The sequence below is a fragment of the Streptomyces sp. NPDC008079 genome, assembly GCF_042957385.1.
In the GTDB taxonomy this organism is placed as follows: Bacteria; Actinomycetota; Actinomycetes; order Streptomycetales; family Streptomycetaceae; genus Actinacidiphila.
The window spans coordinates 138920-157240 of sequence record NZ_JBIBIC010000017.1 but is presented as its reverse complement, the minus strand read 5'-3'; the positions used below and the strand labels follow the sequence as shown (position 1 = coordinate 157240).

General features: G+C 71.6%; 20 protein-coding genes and 3 tRNA genes. 17 read left to right on the top strand and 6 right to left on the bottom strand.

What is annotated here, in order from left to right:
* Positions 1-138 precede the first annotated feature (138 nt).
* The 6 genes from ACFZAM_RS28845 (at position 139) to ACFZAM_RS28820 (ending at position 2327) form a co-directional block, all read left to right on the top strand.
* Positions 139-342 carry a hypothetical protein gene (locus tag ACFZAM_RS28845; RefSeq protein WP_188284971.1) on the top strand — a complete coding sequence of 68 codons (204 nt, stop codon included), beginning with the start codon at positions 139-141 and terminating at the stop codon, positions 340-342.
* A 35-nt stretch (positions 343-377) separates the two neighbouring features.
* Complete coding sequence (locus tag ACFZAM_RS28840) at positions 378-1193, top strand: fumarylacetoacetate hydrolase family protein (RefSeq protein ID WP_391050366.1); 816 nt, start codon at positions 378-380, stop codon at positions 1191-1193.
* A gap of 22 nt (positions 1194-1215) precedes the next feature.
* Entirely contained in the window at positions 1216-1935 is a 720-nt protein-coding gene (locus ACFZAM_RS28835; RefSeq protein WP_391050365.1) for an HAD-IA family hydrolase, read from the top strand.
* An 86-nt stretch (positions 1936-2021) separates the two neighbouring features.
* Positions 2022-2093 (top strand) — tRNA-Gln (locus ACFZAM_RS28830).
* A 27-nt stretch (positions 2094-2120) separates the two neighbouring features.
* A tRNA-Glu gene (locus tag ACFZAM_RS28825) sits at positions 2121-2193 on the top strand.
* A 61-nt stretch (positions 2194-2254) separates the two neighbouring features.
* Positions 2255-2327 (top strand) — tRNA-Glu (locus ACFZAM_RS28820).
* A 155-nt stretch (positions 2328-2482) separates the two neighbouring features.
* Here ACFZAM_RS28820 and ndgR read toward each other — a convergent pair.
* Positions 2483-3199: an IclR family transcriptional regulator NdgR gene (ndgR, locus tag ACFZAM_RS28815; protein WP_188284974.1), complete on the bottom strand. Its 717-nt coding sequence runs from the start codon at positions 3197-3199 to the stop codon at positions 2483-2485.
* Positions 3200-3382: 183 nt separating this feature from the next.
* Here ndgR and leuC point away from each other — a divergent pair, with 183 nt between their 5' ends.
* From leuC to ACFZAM_RS28795, 4 genes are all read left to right on the top strand, one after another.
* Entirely contained in the window at positions 3383-4807 is a 1425-nt protein-coding gene (leuC, locus tag ACFZAM_RS28810) for a 3-isopropylmalate dehydratase large subunit (RefSeq protein WP_355349424.1), read from the top strand.
* Between the two features lie 6 nt (positions 4808-4813).
* On the top strand, positions 4814-5419 hold the full coding sequence (leuD, locus tag ACFZAM_RS28805; RefSeq protein ID WP_355349427.1) for a 3-isopropylmalate dehydratase small subunit: 606 nt from the start codon (positions 4814-4816) through the stop codon (positions 5417-5419).
* A 220-nt stretch (positions 5420-5639) separates the two neighbouring features.
* Positions 5640-5864 carry a hypothetical protein gene (locus tag ACFZAM_RS28800; RefSeq protein ID WP_188284977.1) on the top strand — a complete coding sequence of 75 codons (225 nt, stop codon included), beginning with the start codon at positions 5640-5642 and terminating at the stop codon, positions 5862-5864.
* 132 nt (positions 5865-5996) lie between these two features.
* Complete coding sequence (locus ACFZAM_RS28795) at positions 5997-6614, top strand: HU family DNA-binding protein (RefSeq protein ID WP_355349430.1); 618 nt, start codon at positions 5997-5999, stop codon at positions 6612-6614.
* A gap of 247 nt (positions 6615-6861) precedes the next feature.
* On the opposite strand, the gene ACFZAM_RS28790 is transcribed toward ACFZAM_RS28795, so the two are convergent.
* Both ACFZAM_RS28790 and cofC read right to left on the bottom strand, forming a co-directional pair.
* Positions 6862-7080: a hypothetical protein gene (locus ACFZAM_RS28790; RefSeq protein ID WP_391050364.1), complete on the bottom strand. Its 219-nt coding sequence runs from the start codon at positions 7078-7080 to the stop codon at positions 6862-6864.
* A 71-nt stretch (positions 7081-7151) separates the two neighbouring features.
* Positions 7152-7805 carry a 2-phospho-L-lactate guanylyltransferase gene (cofC, locus tag ACFZAM_RS28785; protein ID WP_355349436.1) on the bottom strand — a complete coding sequence of 218 codons (654 nt, stop codon included), beginning with the start codon at positions 7803-7805 and terminating at the stop codon, positions 7152-7154.
* Between the two features lie 151 nt (positions 7806-7956).
* Here cofC and ACFZAM_RS28780 point away from each other — a divergent pair, with 151 nt between their 5' ends.
* From ACFZAM_RS28780 to ACFZAM_RS28770, 3 genes are read left to right on the top strand one after another with little or no spacing between them, the layout of a single operon-like run.
* Positions 7957-8679, top strand: a complete 723-nt coding sequence (locus ACFZAM_RS28780; protein ID WP_355349439.1) for a lysophospholipid acyltransferase family protein — start codon at positions 7957-7959, stop codon at positions 8677-8679.
* A complete protein-coding gene (locus ACFZAM_RS28775; protein ID WP_355349442.1) occupies positions 8676-9677 on the top strand; it encodes an NAD(P)H-dependent glycerol-3-phosphate dehydrogenase in 1002 nt (333 codons plus the stop codon). Before ACFZAM_RS28780 ends, ACFZAM_RS28775 begins: the two co-directional genes overlap by 4 nt.
* Before the next feature lie 12 nt (positions 9678-9689).
* Positions 9690-10925 carry a D-alanine--D-alanine ligase gene (locus tag ACFZAM_RS28770; protein ID WP_391050363.1) on the top strand — a complete coding sequence of 412 codons (1236 nt, stop codon included), beginning with the start codon at positions 9690-9692 and terminating at the stop codon, positions 10923-10925.
* Between the two features lie 57 nt (positions 10926-10982).
* Here the strand turns inward: ACFZAM_RS28770 and ACFZAM_RS28765 are convergent, their stop codons facing one another.
* Together ACFZAM_RS28765 and ACFZAM_RS28760 are read right to left on the bottom strand one after the other, a co-directional pair.
* Positions 10983-11459, bottom strand: a complete 477-nt coding sequence (locus ACFZAM_RS28765) for a DUF3515 family protein (protein ID WP_391050362.1) — start codon at positions 11457-11459, stop codon at positions 10983-10985.
* A 21-nt stretch (positions 11460-11480) separates the two neighbouring features.
* Entirely contained in the window at positions 11481-11714 is a 234-nt protein-coding gene (locus tag ACFZAM_RS28760) for an Lrp/AsnC family transcriptional regulator (protein ID WP_188284985.1), read from the bottom strand.
* Positions 11715-11893: 179 nt separating this feature from the next.
* On the opposite strand from ACFZAM_RS28760, the gene ACFZAM_RS28755 reads away from it, so the two are divergent.
* Complete coding sequence (locus ACFZAM_RS28755; RefSeq protein ID WP_391050361.1) at positions 11894-12859, top strand: thiamine-phosphate kinase; 966 nt, start codon at positions 11894-11896, stop codon at positions 12857-12859.
* A gap of 86 nt (positions 12860-12945) precedes the next feature.
* On the top strand, positions 12946-13734 hold the full coding sequence (gene thiD, locus ACFZAM_RS28750; protein ID WP_391050383.1) for a bifunctional hydroxymethylpyrimidine kinase/phosphomethylpyrimidine kinase: 789 nt from the start codon (positions 12946-12948) through the stop codon (positions 13732-13734).
* A 120-nt stretch (positions 13735-13854) separates the two neighbouring features.
* Here the strand turns inward: thiD and rpmB are convergent, their stop codons facing one another.
* Entirely contained in the window at positions 13855-14040 is a 186-nt protein-coding gene (rpmB, locus tag ACFZAM_RS28745; RefSeq protein ID WP_028426177.1) for a 50S ribosomal protein L28, read from the bottom strand.
* Positions 14041-14318: 278 nt separating this feature from the next.
* Here rpmB and ACFZAM_RS28740 point away from each other — a divergent pair, with 278 nt between their 5' ends.
* Together ACFZAM_RS28740 and recG are read left to right on the top strand one after the other, a co-directional pair.
* Positions 14319-15968: a DAK2 domain-containing protein gene (locus ACFZAM_RS28740; protein ID WP_355349455.1), complete on the top strand. Its 1650-nt coding sequence runs from the start codon at positions 14319-14321 to the stop codon at positions 15966-15968.
* Positions 15969-16044: 76 nt separating this feature from the next.
* On the top strand, positions 16045-18276 hold the full coding sequence (gene recG, locus ACFZAM_RS28735; RefSeq protein WP_391050360.1) for an ATP-dependent DNA helicase RecG: 2232 nt from the start codon (positions 16045-16047) through the stop codon (positions 18274-18276).
* Positions 18277-18321 lie beyond the last annotated feature (45 nt).

Below are 18321 nucleotides of genomic sequence, written 5' to 3'. Positions count from 1 at the left end.
AGCAAAATCACAGCCTGGTGCATGTCTGGGCCACGTTGTTCCGGGAAAGGGCCGCACTAGCCTGGTGCTTTACACATCGCGGTTTTCTGTCAACCCGCGCCCTGCGGGCGCCCCGAGTCACCGAGGTCCACACGGCCGATGAAGACCACCATGCTGTTCCGTCCGATCGCGAACCCGCGCCGCACCACCCTCGCGCACCTCAAGGACGCCGCTGAACTCGGGGTCCCCGCCGCGTCGGACACCGAAGCCGCCACGACCGCCGAGCAGGCCGTCGCCGAGCCCCTGCCGCAGGTCACCGCGAACCCGCGCCGCACCGTCCTGCACGAGCTGCCCACCGCCTGATCGGCGCGTATGGGCCCGGCCACTAAGCTGGGCCCATGCGTATCGCGAGGTTCTCGATCGACGGCAATGTCGCCTTTGGGGCTGTCGAAGCGGCCGAAGGCACCGACGGCGGCGAAGGCGACGGCGTAACAGCCGACCACGACGGCCTCGTCATCAACATCATGAAGGGCATCCCCTTCGCGGACTTCGAGCTGTCCGGTACGCGGGTCCCGCTCGACAAGGTGCGGCTGCTGCCGCCCGTGCTGCCGAACAAGGTCGTCGCCATCGGCCGCAACTACGCGGACCACGCGAAGGAGTTGGGCCACGAGGTGCCGACGGCGCCCTGGGCCTTCTTCAAGCCTTCCACCTCCGTGATCGGCCACGGCGACCCGATCGTGTACCCCTCCTTCTCGCAGGAGGTGCACCACGAGGCCGAACTGGCCGTCGTCATCAGCCGGTTGTGCCGCGAGGTGCCGCGCGAGCGGGTCCGCGACGTCATCCTCGGCTACACCTGCGCCAACGACGTGACGGCCCGCGACACCCAGCGGACCGAGAAGCAGTGGGCGCGCGCCAAGGGCTTCGACTCCTCCTGCCCGCTCGGCCCCTGGATCGAGACCGACCTCGACCCCTCCGACCTCGCCATCACCGCGACGGTCAACGGCGAGCTGCGCCAGGCGGGCCGCACCGCGCAGATGATCAACTCGATCGAGGACCTGATCGTCAACATCACCGAGGCGATGACGCTGCTCCCCGGTGACGTGCTGCTCACCGGCACCCCCGCGGGCGTCGGCCCGATCCGGCCGGGGGACGAGGTCTCCGTGACCGTCGAGGGCATCGGCACCCTGACCAACAAGGTCGTCGCGCGGAGCTGACCCGCTTCGTACCCTGGGCGTTATGCCGATACGAGCGGTTCTCTGGGACATCGACGACACGATCTTCGACTACGCGAGCGCCGACCGCGTCGGCCTGCGGGCCCATCTGGCCGTCGAGGGACTGCCGGACGGGTGCGGGAGCGTGGAGGCCGCCGTGCTGCGCTGGGCCGAGCTGACCGAGCTCCACTGGGCGCGGTTCTCGGCGGGGGAGTGCGACTTCGAGGCGCAGCGCAGGGACCGCGTGCGCGACTTCCTGGGGCTGCCGCTGACGGACGCGGAGGCCGAGGAGTGGTTCGACCGCCACCGCACGCACTACGAGGCCGCCTGGTCCCTCTTCCCCGACGCCGTACCCGCCCTGGACGGCCTCACCCCCCACTACCGGCACGCGGTGCTGTCCAACTCCGCCTTCGTCGTACAGGACCGCAAGCTGCGCGCGCTGGGCGTACGGGACCGCTTCGAGGTGCTGCTGTGCGCCGCGGAGCTGGGGGTCTCCAAGCCCGCCGCCGCGGCCTTCCACGCGGCCTGCGAGGCGCTGTCCCTGGAGCCGCACGAGGTCGCGTACGTGGGCAACGAGCCGGACATCGACGCCCGCGGCGCGGCCGACGCGGGCCTGGTCGGCATCTGGCTGGACCGCCACGACCTCGGCTCCCGTCCCGACCTCACCCGCATCACCGGTCTCGCCGAGCTTGCTGACCTGCTGCGCGGCGATACTCGTTTTGGAGCGGTGTCCCGCATCGGGTAATGTTCTTCCTGCGCCGCCCGAGAGGGCCGAAAGGTCCGGCAGGGGGGCGTGATACAAGCACAATCCCGCAAGGGGTTGCGTTTTGATGGGGTATGGTGTAATTGGCAACACGGCTGATTCTGGTTCAGTTGTTCTAGGTTCGAGTCCTGGTACCCCAGCGCATAGTTCAGTGCATTGCAGTGCGAGCCCCCGTTGTGTAGCGGCCTAGCACGCCGCCCTCTCAAGGCGGTAGCGCCGGTTCGAATCCGGTCGGGGGTACAGATCCTTCCCGCGTGATCACCTGGGTCGCACCCGTTGGTCATGATGCAGGATCGCTAGGGCCCCCGTTGTGTAGCGGCCTAGCACGCCGCCCTCTCAAGGCGGTAGCGCCGGTTCGAATCCGGTCGGGGGTACGCAAGCAGAGAAGTAACGGTACGGCCGAGGTCCTCACTCAGGTGGGGGCCTTTTTCGTTTCCGGCCGCCGTTCCCGGCCGTCGTCCTCTCCCGCGGTCCAACCGCCGTACCGGGCAGGGGCGTTCGCGCACCGGCGGCCCCTGCCGAGGACGGTTCAGCCGCTGCGGCGCAGCGCCTCGCTCAGCCGGGCCGCGGCGTCGATGACGGCCTGCGCGTGCATCCGCCCCGGGTGCCGGGTCAGCCGCTCGATCGGTCCCGAGACGGAGACGGCGGCGACCACGCGGTTGGAGGGGCCGCGGACGGGCGCCGACACCGAGGCGACACCGGGCTCCCGCTCGCCGATCGACTGCGACCAGCCGCGGCGGCGTACGCCCGACAGCGCGGTGGCGGTGAAGCGCGCGCCCTGGAGGCCGCGGTGCAGCCGCTCGGGCTCCTCCCAGGCCATCAGGACCTGCGCGGCGGACCCGGCCTTCATCGGGAGCGTGGAGCCGACCGGCACGGTGTCCCGCAGGCCGGAAAGGCGCTCCGCCGCGGCCACGCAGATGCGCATGTCGCCCTGACGGCGGTAGAGCTGGGCACTTTCTCCCGTGACGTCCCGCAGGTGGGTCAGGACCGGGCCCGCCGTCGCCAGCAGCCGGTCCTCGCCCGCGGCGGCGGCCAGCTCCGACAGCCGCGGTCCCAGGATGAAACGGCCCTGCATGTCGCGGGCCACCATGCGGTGGTGTTCGAGCGCGACCGCCAGGCGGTGCGCGGTGGGGCGGGCCAGGCCCGTGGCGCCGACGAGGCCGGCCAGGGTGGCCGGTCCCGACTCCAGTGCGCTGAGCACCAGAGCCGCCTTGTCGAGAACGCCGACGCCGCTAGAATTGTCCATGCAACGATATTCGCGTCTCACACTGTGAAACGCAAGCTCAATTTTCCGGGGAAGCCGTCAGGCTGGGGGCACAGGGCAGGACCGCCGTGCTCCCGCGGAGACACCAGGGGAACCGACGGCGTCCGGCATACACGTGCACCACACACGAGTTGGCCCGCGAGGGTGCGGGCCGGAGGGACAGCGATGGGTAGGACACTCGCGGAAAAAGTCTGGGACGACCATGTCGTCCGCCGCGTCGAGGGCGAGCCCGATCTGCTCTTCATCGATCTTCACCTGCTCCACGAGGTGACCAGCCCCCAGGCGTTCGACGGGCTGCGGATGAACGGCCGACCGGTGCGGCGTACCGACCTCACCATCGCCACCGAGGACCACAACACCCCCACCCTCGACATCGACAAGCCCATCGCGGACCCGGTCTCCCGCACCCAGCTCGAAACGCTGCGCAAGAACTGCGCGGAGTTCGGCGTACGGCTGCACCCGCTGGGCGACGTCGAGCAGGGCGTCGTCCACGTGGTGGGCCCGCAGCTCGGGCTGACCCAGCCGGGCACCACCGTGGTCTGCGGCGACTCGCACACCTCCACGCACGGCGCCTTCGGCGCGCTGGCGTTCGGCATCGGCACCTCCCAGGTCGAGCACGTGCTGGCCACCCAGACGCTGCCGCTCGCGCCGTTCAAGACGATGGCGATCACCGTGGACGGCGAACTGCCCCCCGGCGTCACCGCCAAGGACCTGATCCTCGCCGTGATCACGCAGATCGGCACCGGCGGCGGCCAGGGTTATGTCATCGAATACCGCGGCTCCGCCATCGAGAAGCTGTCGATGGAATCGCGGATGACCGTCTGCAACATGTCGATCGAGGCGGGCGCGCGGGCCGGCATGATCGCCCCCGACCAGACCACGTTCGACTACCTGGAAGGGCGCGTGCACGCCCCCAAGGGCGCGGACTGGGACGCGGCGGTGGCGTACTGGAAGACGCTGCGCACCGACGACGACGCGGTCTTCGACCACGAGGTGCGGATCGACGCCGCCACCCTGGCGCCGTTCGTCACCTGGGGCACCAACCCCGGCCAGGGCGCGCCGCTGAGCGCGGCCGTGCCGGACCCGGCGTCCTTCGCCGACCCCGGCGACCGGCTCTCCGCCGAGAAGGCGCTGGAGTACATGGGCCTGTCCGCGGGCCAGCCGCTGCGCGAGGTCGCCGTGGACACCGTCTTCGTCGGCTCCTGCACCAACGGCCGGATCGAGGACCTGCGGGCCGCCGCGTCGGTCGTCGAGGGCCGCAAGGTGGCCGACGGCGTCCGCATGCTGGTCGTGCCGGGCTCCGTACGGGTCGCGTTGCAGGCCGTCGAGGAGGGCCTGGACAAGGTGTTCACCGCCGCCGGCGCCGAATGGCGGCACGCGGGTTGCTCGATGTGCCTGGGTATGAACCCGGACCAACTCGCCCCCGGCGAGCGCTCCGCGTCCACCTCGAACCGCAACTTCGAGGGACGGCAGGGCAAGGGCGGCCGTACGCACCTGGTCTCGCCGCAGGTGGCCGCCGCCACCGCGGTGCTCGGCCACCTCGCCTCGCCCGCCGACCTGTCCGACGCCCCTGTCCTGACGGAGGTCTGAGCCCCCATGGAAGCCTTCACCACGCACACCGGCCGGGCCGTACCGCTGCGCCGCGGCAATGTGGACACCGACCAGATCATCCCCGCGCACTGGCTGAAGAAGGTCACGCGCAACGGATTCGAGGACGGGCTGTTCGAAGCCTGGCGCAAGGACGAGAATTTCGTCCTCAACGCCCCCGAGCGGCAGGGCGCCACCGTGCTCGTCGCCGGACCCGACTTCGGCACCGGTTCGTCGCGCGAACACGCGGTCTGGGCCTTGCAGAACTACGGCTTCAAGACCGTGATCTCGTCCCGCTTCGCGGACATCTTCCGCGGCAATTCGCTGAAGAACGGCCTGCTCACGGTCGTATTGCCGCAGGAGACGGTGGAATCGCTCTGGAAGCTGGTCGAGGCCGACCCGCAGGCCGAGATCACCGTCGACCTGGTGGCCCGCGAGGTGCGCGCCGAGGGCCCCGGTGTGTCGCTGACCGAGGCGTTCGAGCTGGACGACAACGCCCGCTGGCGGCTGCTGGAAGGGCTGGACGACATCAGTCTGACCCTCGCCAACGAGGCCGACATCTCGGCGTTCGAAGCCGGCCGCCCGTCCTTCAAGCCGAGCACCGTGCAGGTCTGACCGACCCGTTCGGCCCTGTTCGGCCCCAAGAAGCGCCCTCTGCCCGTCCGCAGAGGGCGCTTCTGCGTGTCCGGGCGATGTCTGGGCCGGTCCCGAAGTGCCCGTGGGGGCGGCCCAGGAGGGTCCGTCCGGGCGGTCCAGGAGTGTCCGGAAAACGGCCCGGAACACCCGGTTGGCCCTGTCGCTCCCGACAACTCGCCGCAGATGGCACAATCGACGCATGGAACGCGACGGCCAACTCCAGCTCTACGGGGTTCTCGCCGCGCGTCTGAAGCAGGCGCATCTGCGCGTCGCGAATCCCGAAGTCCCTGATGGGACACGGCGGGAGTTGAGTCGCCGGCTGCTCGCGGTGACCGCTGTGGCGAAGCACGATCTCGCCGACGCGGCACGGCGCCTGGACGTGTTAACGGCTGAGTTGGACGACCTCGGAATCCCGGATCGCTGATCCCGTAGAGCACCGAGTTCGTTGCGGCACAAGGGTGATTCGCCCGTTTCGTATTTGATTTGCGGTATATATCCGCCTAGCGTGCGAAAAAGCCCGCACTCATTCGCCGGGCAAGTTTCCGAAGGGGAAGACGTGAACAAGGCGCAGCTCGTAGAAGCGATTGCCGACAAGGTAGGCGGCCGCCAGGCCGCCGCGGACGCGGTTGACGCGGTTCTCGACGCGATCGTCCGTGCGACGGTCTCGGGCGACCGGGTCTCGGTCACCGGTTTCGGTTCGTTCGAGAAGGTGGAGCGTCCGGCCCGTTACGCCCGCAATCCCCAGACCGGGGAGCGGGTCCGGGTCAAGAAGACCTCGGTGCCGCGGTTCCGCGCGGGTCAGGGCTTCAAGGACCTGGTCAGCGGCACCAAGAAGCTCCCGAAGAACGACGTCGCGGTGAAGAAGGCGCCCAAGGGCAGCCTCAGCGGCGGCGCTTCCACTACCACGAGGACCACCACCAAGAAGGCGGCGGCCAAGAAGGTCACCGCGGCCAAGAAGACGGTCGCGAAGAAGGCCTCCGCCGCCAAGAAGACCGCCGCGGCCAAGACCACGGCGGCCAAGAAGACCACCGCCAAGAAGGCCACGGCGAAGAAGACCACCGCCAAGAAGGCGGCGGCCAAGAAGGCCCCGGCCAAGAAGGTCGCCGCGAAGAAGGCCCCGGCCAAGCGCGCGACCGCCCGCAAGACCGCCGCCAAGCGGAGCGCCACCAGGTAGTAGTCCGTCCCACGGACCGCGACGGGCCGGGTTCCCCCAGGGGAGCCCGGCCCGCGCTCGTTTTTTTGGCCGCCTTCTCTCCCCCGGACTCCGTCCGGGGGCGCTCCCATGGGCGGCTTAGACCCGGTGTCGACGCTCCTCTTCGACGGTCGCTCGTTCCTCGCTCCCTGCTCATCGTCGCTTTCGACACCGGCGCCGCCTTTGGCTCGCCGGCTACCGGCGAACCGCCCTGCGTCAGGGAGCTTCGCTACGCCGCAGGGTCCGGGAAGGTCTGGAGGGTGATGAAGACCACCCGGCGGGTGTCGGCGGAGCCGTCGGTGCGGATGCGGACGCGCTGGCCGGGGCGCAGGAGGCGCAGGCCGCCCGCGTCGAAGGCGGCGGCGTCGAAGGGCAGCGGCGTCCCGTCGTCGAGGAGCACGCTGCCGCCGCGGGTCTCGGGGTCGTAGGTGAACGCGGTTGCCTGCATGGGCCGCAGCCTAGTGCCCGGCCCGGGGGAGACCGCCGGTCACGGCACGGGTGCCCGGCCCGGCCGGTGGTTCAGTCCGCGATCAGCAGCCCGGCGGCGGCCAGCGCCGTACGCTCGCCGACGCCCAGGGCCAGGGCCGCGCGCAGGTCGTCGCCGGTGTCCACGTCCTGCCGCACCGACGGCACCCGCCGCAGGGCGATCTCGCGGGCCCCGGTGGCAAGGTGGCGGGCGCGGGAGGCGCCGCCGAAGGCGGGGGAGAGGGCCGAACCGCGCGGAGCGGCGAGCAAGGTTGTCCCCACACCGGCCGCGTCGGCCAGAAAAGCCCGCTCCTGGCCGCCCGCGGCCTCCCGGAGCACCCACGCCAGCTCAGCGGGCCGCAAGGCCGGGAGATCGCCGTTCAGCGCCGCGACCGCCGCGTACGGATCGCGGGCCCGCACCCGGTCCGCCCCGTACCGCAGCGCGGCGTTCAGCCCCGCCGCCGGGGCGTCGGGCACCACGAAGGCACCCAGGGCGGCCAGCTCCGCCCCGGCCCGCTCGTCGTCCGTGACCACGGTCACGTCGGCCACCTCGGCGCAGGCCAGCGCCGCCGCGACCGTGTCCAGCGCGAACGCCAGGGCCAGCGCGGGCCGTACCGCACCGGCCGCCGTGGCCAACCGGCTCTTGGCCACGGCCAGCGGCTTCAGCGGCACGACAAGGGACCACTTCCAGGTCACATCTATCGCCACCGCACCATTGTGCGGCCTTCCCCAGGCGCCCCACGGGCCGCCGGGCCCTGGCGTTAACGTGTCCATAGCCGCAGACTTGTGCGGCTGCCGCACGGGTGGTGCTGCGCGAGCCTCTACGAGCGCAGCGTCACAGCAACGAAGAGGAGTCCTGGTGTCCCGCCGCAGAATCGGTTTCTGGTACCGCCTGGCGGCCGTCATCGCGAAACCGCCGCTCATTGTGCTGTTCAAGCGGGACTGGCACGGAATGGAGCACATTCCGGCCGACGGCGGTTTCATCACGGCGGTGAACCACAACTCGTACCTGGACCCGCTGTCGTACGCGCATTTCCAGTACAACACCGGCCGCGTCCCCCGCTTCCTGGCCAAGGCGGGGCTCTTCAAGCCCTTCTTCGTCGGCACGATGCTGCGCGGCACCGGCCAGATCCCCGTCTTCCGCGAGACCACCGACGCCGCGAACGCCTTCCGCGCCGCCGTCGACGCCATCAACTCCGGCGAGTGCGTCGCCTTCTACCCCGAAGGCACCCTCACCCGTGACCCCGACATGTGGCCGATGGTCTCCAAGACCGGCGTCGCCCGCGTCGCGCTGCTCACCAAGGCGCCCGTGATCCCCGTCGCCCAGTGGGGCGCCAACGAGGCCGTGCCGCCGTACGCCAAGAGCAAGCGCGTACGCCTGCTGCCGCGCAAGACGCTGCGGGTGCTCGCGGGCGAACCCGTCGACCTGACCGCGTTCTACGGCCAGGACCCCACCCCCGACGTGCTGCGCGCCGTCACCGAGACCATCATGCTCGCGGTCACCGCGCTCCTCGCCGAGGTACGCCAGGAACCCGCGCCCGCCGGTCTCTACGACCCGCGCAAGGCACGGGAGGGCGCATGACGGTCCGCTGCGCCGTCTACGGCACCGGCTCCTGGGGCACCGCCTTCTCGATGGTCCTCGCCGACGCCGGGTGCGAGGTGGCGCTCTGGGGCCGCCGCCCCGAGCTGACCGCGGCGATCAACGCCGACCGCAGGAACCCCGAATACCTCCCCGACCTCGAACTGCCCGCCGCCGTCACCGCCACCGCGGACCCCGCGGAAGCCGCCGCCGACGCCGAATTCGTCATCCTGTGCGTCCCGTCCCAGACGCTGCGCGCCAACCTCGCCGACTGGGCACCGCTGCTGCGCCCCGACGCGGTCCTGGTCAGCCTGATGAAGGGCGTCGAACTGGGCACCGCCAAGCTGATGAGCGAGGTGATCGAGGAGGTCGCCAAGGCAGGACCCGACCGCGTCGCCGTCCTGTCGGGCCCCAACCTCGCCCCGGAGATCGCCGCCAGGCAGCCCGCCGCCGCCGTCGTCGCCAGCCGCGACGAAGCCGTCGCCCGCCGCTTCCAGGCCGCCTGCCACACCGGCTACTTCCGCCCGTACACCAACACCGACGTCGTCGGCGTCGAACTGGGCGGCGCCGTCAAGAACGTCATCGGCCTCGCGGTCGGCATCGCCGACGGCATGGGCCTGGGCGACAACACCAAGGCGTCCCTGATCACCCGCGGCCTGGCCGAGACCACCAGGCTCGGCATGGCGATGGGCGCCGACGCGCACACCTTCGCCGGCCTCGCGGGCATGGGCGACCTGGTCGCCACCTGCTCCTCACCGCTGTCGCGCAACCACACCTTCGGCATGAACCTCGGCCGCGGCATGACCCTGGCCGAGACCATCGCCGTCACCAGCCAGACGGCCGAGGGCGTCAAGTCCTGCGAGTCCGTGGCCGATCTGGCCCGCAGGCACGGCGTCGACATGCCGCTGACGGACACCGTGGTCGACATCGTGCACAACGGGAAACCGCCCGTCGTGGCCGTACAGGAGTTGATGTCACGCTCCGCCAAGCCGGAACGGTAGGGTCATCGCGACATGAGCAACCTTGCATCCCACGACAGCTCCCAGAGCCCTGACCGGCGCGAATCCGGCCCGGACCGGCCCGCGGACCCGTACGCGGACCGGCGCGTGGTAGGCCACGCGAGCGAGAACTACCCGCGCAAGCCGCGGGTCGCGGTCGTCTTCGGCGGACGCAGCTCCGAGCACGGCGTCTCGGTGGTCACCGCGGCCAGCGTGCTCAGCGCCATCGACCGCGACAAGTACGACGTCCTGCCCATCGGCATCACCACCGAGGGCCGCTGGGCACTGACCGCGGACGCCCCCGAGCGGATGGCCATCGCCGACCGCCGGATGCCGACCGTCGAACAGGTCACCGACCACGAGGGCGCCGTCATGCTCCCGGTCGACCCGGCCAACCGCGAGGTCGTCTACACCGAAGCGGGCGCCGTCCCGAAGGCGCTCGGCGAGGTCGACGTCGTCTTCCCCATGCTGCACGGCCCGTACGGCGAGGACGGCACCCTCCAGGGCCTGCTCGAACTCTCCGGCGTCCCGTACGTCGGCGCGGGCGTGCTCGCCTCCGCCGTCGGCATGGACAAGGAGTACATGAAGCGCGTCTTCACCTCCTTCGGCCTGGCCGTCGGCCCCTACACCGTCATCCGCCCCCGCGAATGGGAACGCGACAGCGACGCCGTACGCCGCAAGGTCACCGACTTCGCCGCCGAGCACGGCTGGCCGCTGTTCGTGAAGCCCGCCCGCGCCGGATCGTCCTTCGGCATCACCAAGGTCGAAGGCCCGGAAGGGCTCGACGCGGCCATCACCGAGGCCAGGCGGCACGACCCCAAGGTCATCGTCGAGGCGCTGCTGCGCGGACGCGAGATCGAATGCGGCGTCCTGGAGTTCGAGGACGGCCCGCGCGCCTCCGTACCGGCCGAGATCCCGCCGGTCACCAGCCACGCGTTCTACGACTTCGAGGCGAAGTACATCGACTCCGCCGAGGGAATCGTTCCTGCGCCGCTCACCGAAGAGCAGACCGCCGAGGTACGGCGGCTCGCCGTCGAGGCGTTCGAGGCCGCGTCCTGCGAGGGCCTGGTCCGCGCCGACTTCTTCCTGCTGGACAGCGGGGAGTTCGTCATCAACGAGATCAACACGATGCCGGGCTTCACCCCGATCTCGATGTACCCGCGGATGTGGCAGGAGACGGGCGTCGACTACCGGCAACTGGTCGACCTGCTCATCCAGGCGGCGCTGCGCCGCTCGACCGGCCTGCGCTAGCCCGCCGGGGCCGCGCCTTCGCGCGGCCTTCGGACGGACAGCCGAACCCCGAGGGGGTCAGACCCCCTCGGGGACCGTCTTCTTCACCGCGTCGGCGAGGTCGGTCAGCGGACCGAGATCGCTGGCGAACTTCTTGGGCAGCGTCACCTCGACATACGCCTTGCGCAAGGTCGTGGTGAGCCGGAAGATCCCGCCGGACTCCTGCTCGATCACCCAGCCCACACCGTCGACCGTCACACCGCTGGCGTTCGGGTCCTTGAGGATCTCCGGGCGCGGGACACCGCAGCGCAACACGATCGGTGGATTGCCCCACCCGGCTGTCAGCTCCGATTCCGGCTTGAGATCATGCCGGGAGAGACCGTCGACCTTCGCGGGCAGATCGCCGTACAGCGCGTGACAGTATCCGGCGACACGTGCGTCAGGAACCGGTACGGCGATCGCTTCGTCCGTACCGGACGTGAACGCGTAGACCGCCGCCGCAGAAAGGCACGCGACGGCGGACACGGCGGTCAGTACAACTCGGCGATACAGCATCACCGGTGAGCATAGTGGGGGCTAGATATGGACGACGGGGCAGGTCAACGTTCGAGTGATGCCGTCCGCCTGCTGGACTTTGGCGACCACCATGCGGCCGAGATCATCGACCGTGTCTGCTTGGGCCCTGACGATGACGTCATAAGGACCGGTGACGTCCTCGGCCTGAATGACTCCTTCGATCTTGGAGATCACCTCCGCTACTGCCGAGGCTTTGCCGACCTCGGTCTGGATCAGGATGTACGCCTGTACCACGGAACCTCCAGGGCGGCTTCGAGGATCATGTGGGAAGGGGGACGCCACGTTATCGCGTCGTCGCGCACAGCGGGGAGACCCGCGCGGTACCTGACCCCCGTATTGACGGGTCTCACGCCCGTATTGACGGGAAACACGCAGCAGAACCGGCTCAGGCCGCGACTCGAGGGGACGTTGGGATGAAGGGGACTGTGGGCGAGTTGGGCGAGTTCGGGCTCATCAGGGAGTTGACCTCCCGGCTCACCACCACACCCGCGGTGAAAATCGGACCGGGTGACGACGCGGCCGTGGTCGCCGCGCCCGACCGCCGGGTGGTCGCCACCACGGACGTCCTCATCGAGGGCCGCCACTTCCGCCGCGACTGGTCCACCGCCTACGACGTGGGCCGCAAGGCCGCCGCTCAGAACCTCGCCGACATCGCCGCCATGGGCGCCTTCCCCACCGCCGTGCTGCTCGGCCTCGTCGTCCCCGCCGAACTCCCCGCCACCTGGGCCGTCGAACTGATGGACGGCATCCGCGATGAGTGCCAGGTCGCGGGAGCGGCCGTGGTCGGCGGCGACGTCGTACGCGGCGACACCATCACGGTGGCCGTCACCGCGCTCGGCGACCTCCGCAGCCGCGAGGCCATCACCCGATCGGGTGCCCGCGCGGGCGACATCATCGCCGTCACCGGCTGGCTCGGCTGGTCCGCCGCCGGACTCGCCGTGCTCTCCCGCGGCTTCCGCTCCCCGCGCGCCTTCGTGGAGGCCCACCGCCGCCCGGAACCGCCGTACCACGCGGGCCCCGCGGCGGCCGAACTCGGCGCCACCGCCATGACCGACGTCAGCGACGGCCTGGTCGCCGACCTCGGCCACATCGCCGCCGCCAGCGGCGTCGACATCGACCTGCGCTCCGCCGACATCGACGTACCCGCCCAGATGTCCGACATCGGGCAGGCCGTGGGCGTCGACCCGCTGCACTGGGTGCTCACCGGCGGCGAGGACCACGCGATCGTCGCCGCCTTCCCCCGCGATGTGAAGCTGCCCGCCCGCTGGCGGGTCATCGGCGCCGTCAGCGCCCCCGGGGGCCGCACCCCGCAGGTCACCGTGGACGGCGCGCCCTGGGACAAGGCGGGCGGCTGGGACCACTTCGGGGACGAGGAGTGACCCTCCCGCACCCCGGCCTCCCGAACCCCGCCGTCCCAGACCCCGGCCTCCCGCGCCCCGCGCCTGTGCGGGCCGCCCCCGCCCGGGTGCTCACCGTCGCCGGATCCGACTCCGGCGGCGGCGCGGGCATCCAGGCCGACCTCAAGACGATGCTCGCCCTCGGCGTGCACGGCATGAGCGTGCTCACCGCCGTCACCGCGCAGAATTCGCTGGGCGTGCACGGCGTCTGGGACCTGCCGGAGGCGGCCGTACGCGCCCAGTTCCACGCCGTCGTCGGCGACATCGGGGTGGCGGCGGTCAAGACCGGCATGCTCTCCTCGGCGGCCCTCACCGAGACCGTCGCCGGTCTCCTCGCCGCTCTGGACGGCCGCGTCCCCGTCGTCGTCGACCCGGTCGGGATCTCCAAGCACGGCGACGCGCTGCTCGCCGAGGAAGCCGTCGAGACCGTACGCACCCGGCTGCTGCCGCTCGCCACCGTCGCCACCCCCAACCTGGACGAGGTCACCCAGCTCACCGGTCGTACCGTGCACGACGAGGCCGGCATGCGGGCCGCCGCCGACGCCGTACTCGCCCACGGGCCGCGCTGGGTCCTGGTCAAGGGCGGCCACCTCGCCGACAGCCGCTCGGCCGAGGCCGTCGACCTGCTCACCGACGGCGCCGCCGAGCACTGGTACCGCGCCCCGCGGCTCGACAACCGGCACACCCACGGGACGGGCTGCACCCTGGCCAGCGCGATCGCCTGCCACCTCGCCCTCGGCCGCGACGTGCCGGACGCCGTCGGACGGGCGAAGACGTACGTGACCGGCGCCATCGCGGCGGGCTTCCCGCTCGGCGCCGGGACCGGCCCCGTCGACCACGGCTGGCGCACGCGCTGAGCCGTCACCCGAGCCGCACGGGCACCCGTACAACGCAAGAAAACCGGCCCACCCTGAGGTGGACCGGCATTCGAGTAGCCGCTAAGGCTGCGCTGCTACGACGTGATGTACGACGACGCGTCAGCGCGAGACCTTACCGGCCTTGATGCACGAGGTGCAGACATTGAGGCGCTTCGGCGTCCGCCCGACCACTGCACGCACGCGCTGGATGTTGGGGTTCCAACGACGCGGGGTACGGCGGTGCGAGTGGGAGATGCTGTTGCCGAAGCCCGGCCCCTTGCCGCAGACGTCGCAGTTGGCAGCCACGGGTCACTCCAAAGACTTCAGATGCACTTACGATGAAAAGCCTGAGAGAGCCCCAGGCAACCGGAGCAGCATACAACGACCGCTCCCGTACAACGAAACTACCATGGTCCGCGGGTGCCCAGATCCGGACGCCCGCCCCCGTGACCGGGGTCACCACCAGGCCGTTTCCGTGCGGTCACGGGCGGCCCCGTCGCCGCCCGGCCCGCTCCCGACCGCCCCGAAAGGGCCTAGGCTCACCTGGCAGTTCCCGATATCCCGGTGTTCCGCAGGAGGACCTGTTGCCGCCCTCGCTCGACGCTTCCGCGGTGCTCGCCTGGTGCCGCCTCTCGCTCCAGGCACTGGGCAGGGCCCGCGAGGAGATCGACGCGATCAACGTCTATCCCGTCGCGGACGGGGACACCGGCACCAATCTGTACCTGACGTTCGAGTCCGCCGCGCAGGCCGTGGAAGCGGTCTTCGACGCGCACGCGACGGCCGCCGCCCCCGCGACCCGGCCCACCCTCCCCGACGTGCTCCGCGCCATGTCGCACGGCGCCCTCATCGGCGCCCGCGGCAATTCCGGCACGATCCTCGCCCAGCTCCTGCGCGGCATGAACGAGGCGGTCGCCTCGCCCGCCGACGCCCCTGAACGGATCGGGGCCGCCGAACTGCGGCGGGCCCTGCGGATCGCCGCGGAATCGGCGTACGACGCGGTCGCCCGGCCGGTCGAGGGCACGATGCTCACGGTGGCCGTCGGCGCGGCCGACGCCGCGGAGGCCGCCACGGGCGGCGTCGACGAGGTCGTACGGGCCGCGTACGCCGGAGCGCGCGCCGCGCTGGCCGCCACCCCGGGACAGCTCGGCGTGCTGCGCCGCGCGGGAGTGGTCGACGCGGGCGGCCTCGGCCTGGTCGCCGTGCTCGGCGCGCTGGCCGACGCCGTGACCGGCGACGCCCCCGAACAGCCCCTGGCCGGAACGGACTTCCGCGCCGGGCACACCGTCCCGGTCGAGGACGAGGACCTGTGCCCCGACGACGCGGTCCCCGACGGCCCCGCCTTCGAGGTGATCTTCCTGCTGGAGGCCGCCGACTCCGCCGTCACCCTGCTGCGGGCCCGGCTCGACGCGCTCGGCGACTCCCTCGTCGTCGTCGGCGGCGACGGGCTCTTCCACGTGCACGTCCACGTGGACGACGTCGGCGCCGCCATCGAGGCGGGCATCGAGGCCGGCCGCCCGTACCGCATCCGCGTCACCCACTTCGCCGACCAGACCAGGCCGCGCACCGAACCCGCGCACCGCGCCGTCGTCGCCGTCGTCCGCGGCGACGGCCTGTCGGAACTGTGCGCCCGCGCCGGGGCCACCGTCGTCGCCGTCCGCCCCGGCGAACAGCCCGCCAGCGGCGAGATCGCCGCCGCCATCCGCCGCGCCCACGCCCTTGAGGTCGTCCTGCTGCCCAACGACCGCGACCTGCGGCACGCGGCGGGCGCCGCCGCGGAACAGGCCCGCGCCGACGGCGTCCGGGTCGCCCTCATCCCCACCCGCTCCGCCGTCCAGGGCCTGGCCGCCCTCGCCGTCCACGAGCCCTCCCGGCGCTTCGACGAGGACGTCGTCGCCATGACCTCCGCCGCCGGAGCCACCCGCTACGCCGAACTCGCCGTCGCCGAGCACCGCTCCTGGACCTCGGCCGGCATCTGCCAGGCCGGCGACATCCTCGGCCTCATCGACGGCGACGTCTCCGTCATCGGCACCACGCTCGCCGGTACCGCCACCGCCGTCCTGGACCGCATGCTCGCCGCCGGCGGCGAACTCGTCACCCTCATCCCGGGACCCGACGCCCCCGCCGACCTCACCGCCCACATCGAGTCCCACGTCCGCGAGGCCCACCTGGCGGTGGACACCGTGACCTACGAGGGCGGCCAGGGCACCTGCCCCCTGCTGGTGGGCGTCGAGTAACCCGCCCCTCCCGCGGACCGCCGCGCGGACCTGCCCGAGGGGGATTTGTCGGTGGGGTGCGCCAAGATAGATCCCGATGTCGAACCCCATGGACGATCCGCTGCGGAAAATCGTCGGTGACCGTACCGCGAAGGTGCTCGCCGACCACCTCGGGCTGCACACCGCCGGTGACCTGCTGCATCACTATCCGCGCCGGTACGCCGAGCGCGGGGAGCTGACGCGGCTGGCGGATCTGCCGGTGGACGAGTACGTCACGGTGGTGGCGCAGATCGCGAAGGCGGACAAGCGGACGTACGGCCGCGGGTCCGGGGTGCGGCTCGAAGTCGTGGTGACCGACGGCAGCGGTTCGCTGACCTTGGTGTTCTTCAGCAAGGCGGCGCACGCGCACGCCCACCGGCTGATCCCGGGGCGGCGCGGGATGTTCTCGGGGAAGGTCTCGGTCTTCAACCGGACGCGCCAACTGGCCCACCCGGACTACCAGTTGCTGGACGCGGACGAGGGGGCGGAGAAGGACGCGCTGGACGCGTTCGCGAACCGGCTGATCCCGCTGTATCCGGCGTGCAAGCAGATCACCTCGTGGCGGATCGGGCAGGCGGTGGACACCGCGCTCAACTCGCTGACGGCGATCGGCTGGGAGGGCGTGGGGGAGCCGCTGCCCGCGGCGCTGCGCGAGGCGCGCGGGCTCGCGCCGCTGCCGGAGGCGCTGGAGCGGATCCACCGGCCGCGGACGAAGGCGGACATCGCGGCGGCCAGGGACCGGCTGAAGTGGGACGAGGCGTTCGTGCTCCAGGTGGCGCTGGCCCGCCGCAGGGCGGCGGACTCCGCGCTGCCCGCGGTGCCGCGCCGGCCGGGCCGGGACGGGCTGCTGACGGCGTTCGACGCGAAGCTGCCGTTCACACTGACCGACGGCCAGCGGAGGGTGTCGGGCGAGATCTTCGAGGACCTGGCGGCCGAGCACCCGATGCACCGGCTGCTCCAGGGCGAGGTCGGCTCGGGCAAGACGATGGTGGCGCTGCGGGCGATGCTCGGGGTGGTGGACGCGGGCGGCCAGGCGGCGATGCTCGCGCCGACCGAGGTGCTGGCCCAGCAGCACCACCGCTCCGTCACCGAGATGATGGGCGAACTGGCCGAGTCCTCGGGCATGCTGGGCGGCTCGGACCTCGGGACGAAGGTCGTGCTGCTGACCGGTTCCATGGGGACGCCCGCGCGGCGGCAGGCGCTGCTCGACCTGGTGACGGGCGAGGCCGGGATCGTGATCGGCACGCACGCGCTGATCGAGGACAAGGTGAAGTTCCACGACCTGGGCCTGGTCGTGGTCGACGAACAGCACCGCTTCGGCGTGGAGCAGCGGGACGCGCTGCGCGCCAAGGCCGCCCAGCCGCCGCACCTGCTGGTGATGACGGCCACCCCGATCCCGCGGACCGTCGCCATGACGGTCTTCGGCGACCTGGAGACGTCCGTACTGGACCAACTGCCCGCCGGGCGCTCGCCGATCGCCACCCATGTCGTACCGGCGGCCGAGAAGCCGCACTTCCTCAGCCGGGCCTGGGAGCGGGTACGGGAGGAGGTCGAGGGCGGCCACCAGGCGTACGTGGTGTGCCCGCGGATCGGCGACGAGGAGGAGGGCAAGGGGAGCGGCAAGGCCAAGGCGGCCAAGAAGGACAAGGAGCCGGGGCCCGACGACGACGAGCGCAGGCCGCCGCTGGCGGTGCTGGACGTCGCCGAGCAGATCGCCCAAGGAGCCCTGCGCGGGCTGCGCGTCGAGGTGCTGCACGGCCGGATGCAGCCGGACGCCAAGGACGACGTGATGCGCCGCTTCACCGCGGGCGAGGTGGACGTCCTGGTCGCCACCACGGTCATCGAGGTCGGGGTGAACGTGCCGAACGCCACCGCCATGGTGATCATGGACGCCGACCGCTTCGGCGTCTCGCAACTCCACCAGCTGCGCGGCCGGGTCGGCCGCGGCTCCGCGCCCGGCCTGTGCCTGCTGGTCTCCGAGGCGCCCGAGGCGACCCCGGCCCGAATGCGCCTGGACGCGGTGGCCGGGACGCTGGACGGCTTCGAACTCTCCGAGATCGACCTCCAGCAGCGCCGCGAGGGCGACGTCCTCGGCCAGGCCCAGTCCGGCAGCCGCTCCTCGCTGCGGGTGCTCACCGTCATGGACGACCGCGACGTCATCGAGGCCGCCCGCGAGGAGGCCACCGCGGTCGTGACCGCCGATCCCGAACTCACCGCGCACCCCGATCTCCGCAGCGCCCTGGACAGCCTGCTGGACGCGGACCGCGAGGAGTATCTGGAAAAGGGGTAGCCGGGCCGGGGCCCGTATCGTGGGGCGCGTCGGACCAGGTCCCCG

Excerpts from the sequence above, each read along its gene's own strand:
- ACFZAM_RS28840 (WP_391050366.1), top strand. The coding sequence starts at position 378 with ATGCGTATCGCGAGGTTCTCGATCGACGGCAATGTCGCCTTTGGGGCT.
- leuD (WP_355349427.1), top strand. The coding sequence starts at position 4,814 with ATGGAAGCCTTCACCACGCACACCGGCCGGGCCGTACCGCTGCGCCGC.
- ACFZAM_RS28835 (WP_391050365.1), top strand. The coding sequence starts at position 1,216 with ATGCCGATACGAGCGGTTCTCTGGGACATCGACGACACGATCTTCGAC.
- leuC (WP_355349424.1), top strand. The coding sequence starts at position 3,383 with ATGGGTAGGACACTCGCGGAAAAAGTCTGGGACGACCATGTCGTCCGC.
- ACFZAM_RS28775 (WP_355349442.1), top strand. The coding sequence starts at position 8,676 with ATGACGGTCCGCTGCGCCGTCTACGGCACCGGCTCCTGGGGCACCGCC.
- ACFZAM_RS28790 (WP_391050364.1), bottom strand. The coding sequence starts at position 7,080 with ATGCAGGCAACCGCGTTCACCTACGACCCCGAGACCCGCGGCGGCAGC.
- ACFZAM_RS28770 (WP_391050363.1), top strand. The coding sequence starts at position 9,690 with ATGAGCAACCTTGCATCCCACGACAGCTCCCAGAGCCCTGACCGGCGC.
- ACFZAM_RS28765 (WP_391050362.1), bottom strand. The coding sequence starts at position 11,459 with ATGCTGTATCGCCGAGTTGTACTGACCGCCGTGTCCGCCGTCGCGTGC.
- ndgR (WP_188284974.1), bottom strand. The coding sequence starts at position 3,199 with ATGGACAATTCTAGCGGCGTCGGCGTTCTCGACAAGGCGGCTCTGGTG.
- recG (WP_391050360.1), top strand. The coding sequence starts at position 16,045 with ATGTCGAACCCCATGGACGATCCGCTGCGGAAAATCGTCGGTGACCGT.
- ACFZAM_RS28755 (WP_391050361.1), top strand. The coding sequence starts at position 11,894 with ATGAAGGGGACTGTGGGCGAGTTGGGCGAGTTCGGGCTCATCAGGGAG.
- ACFZAM_RS28845 (WP_188284971.1), top strand. The coding sequence starts at position 139 with ATGAAGACCACCATGCTGTTCCGTCCGATCGCGAACCCGCGCCGCACC.
- ACFZAM_RS28800 (WP_188284977.1), top strand. The coding sequence starts at position 5,640 with ATGGAACGCGACGGCCAACTCCAGCTCTACGGGGTTCTCGCCGCGCGT.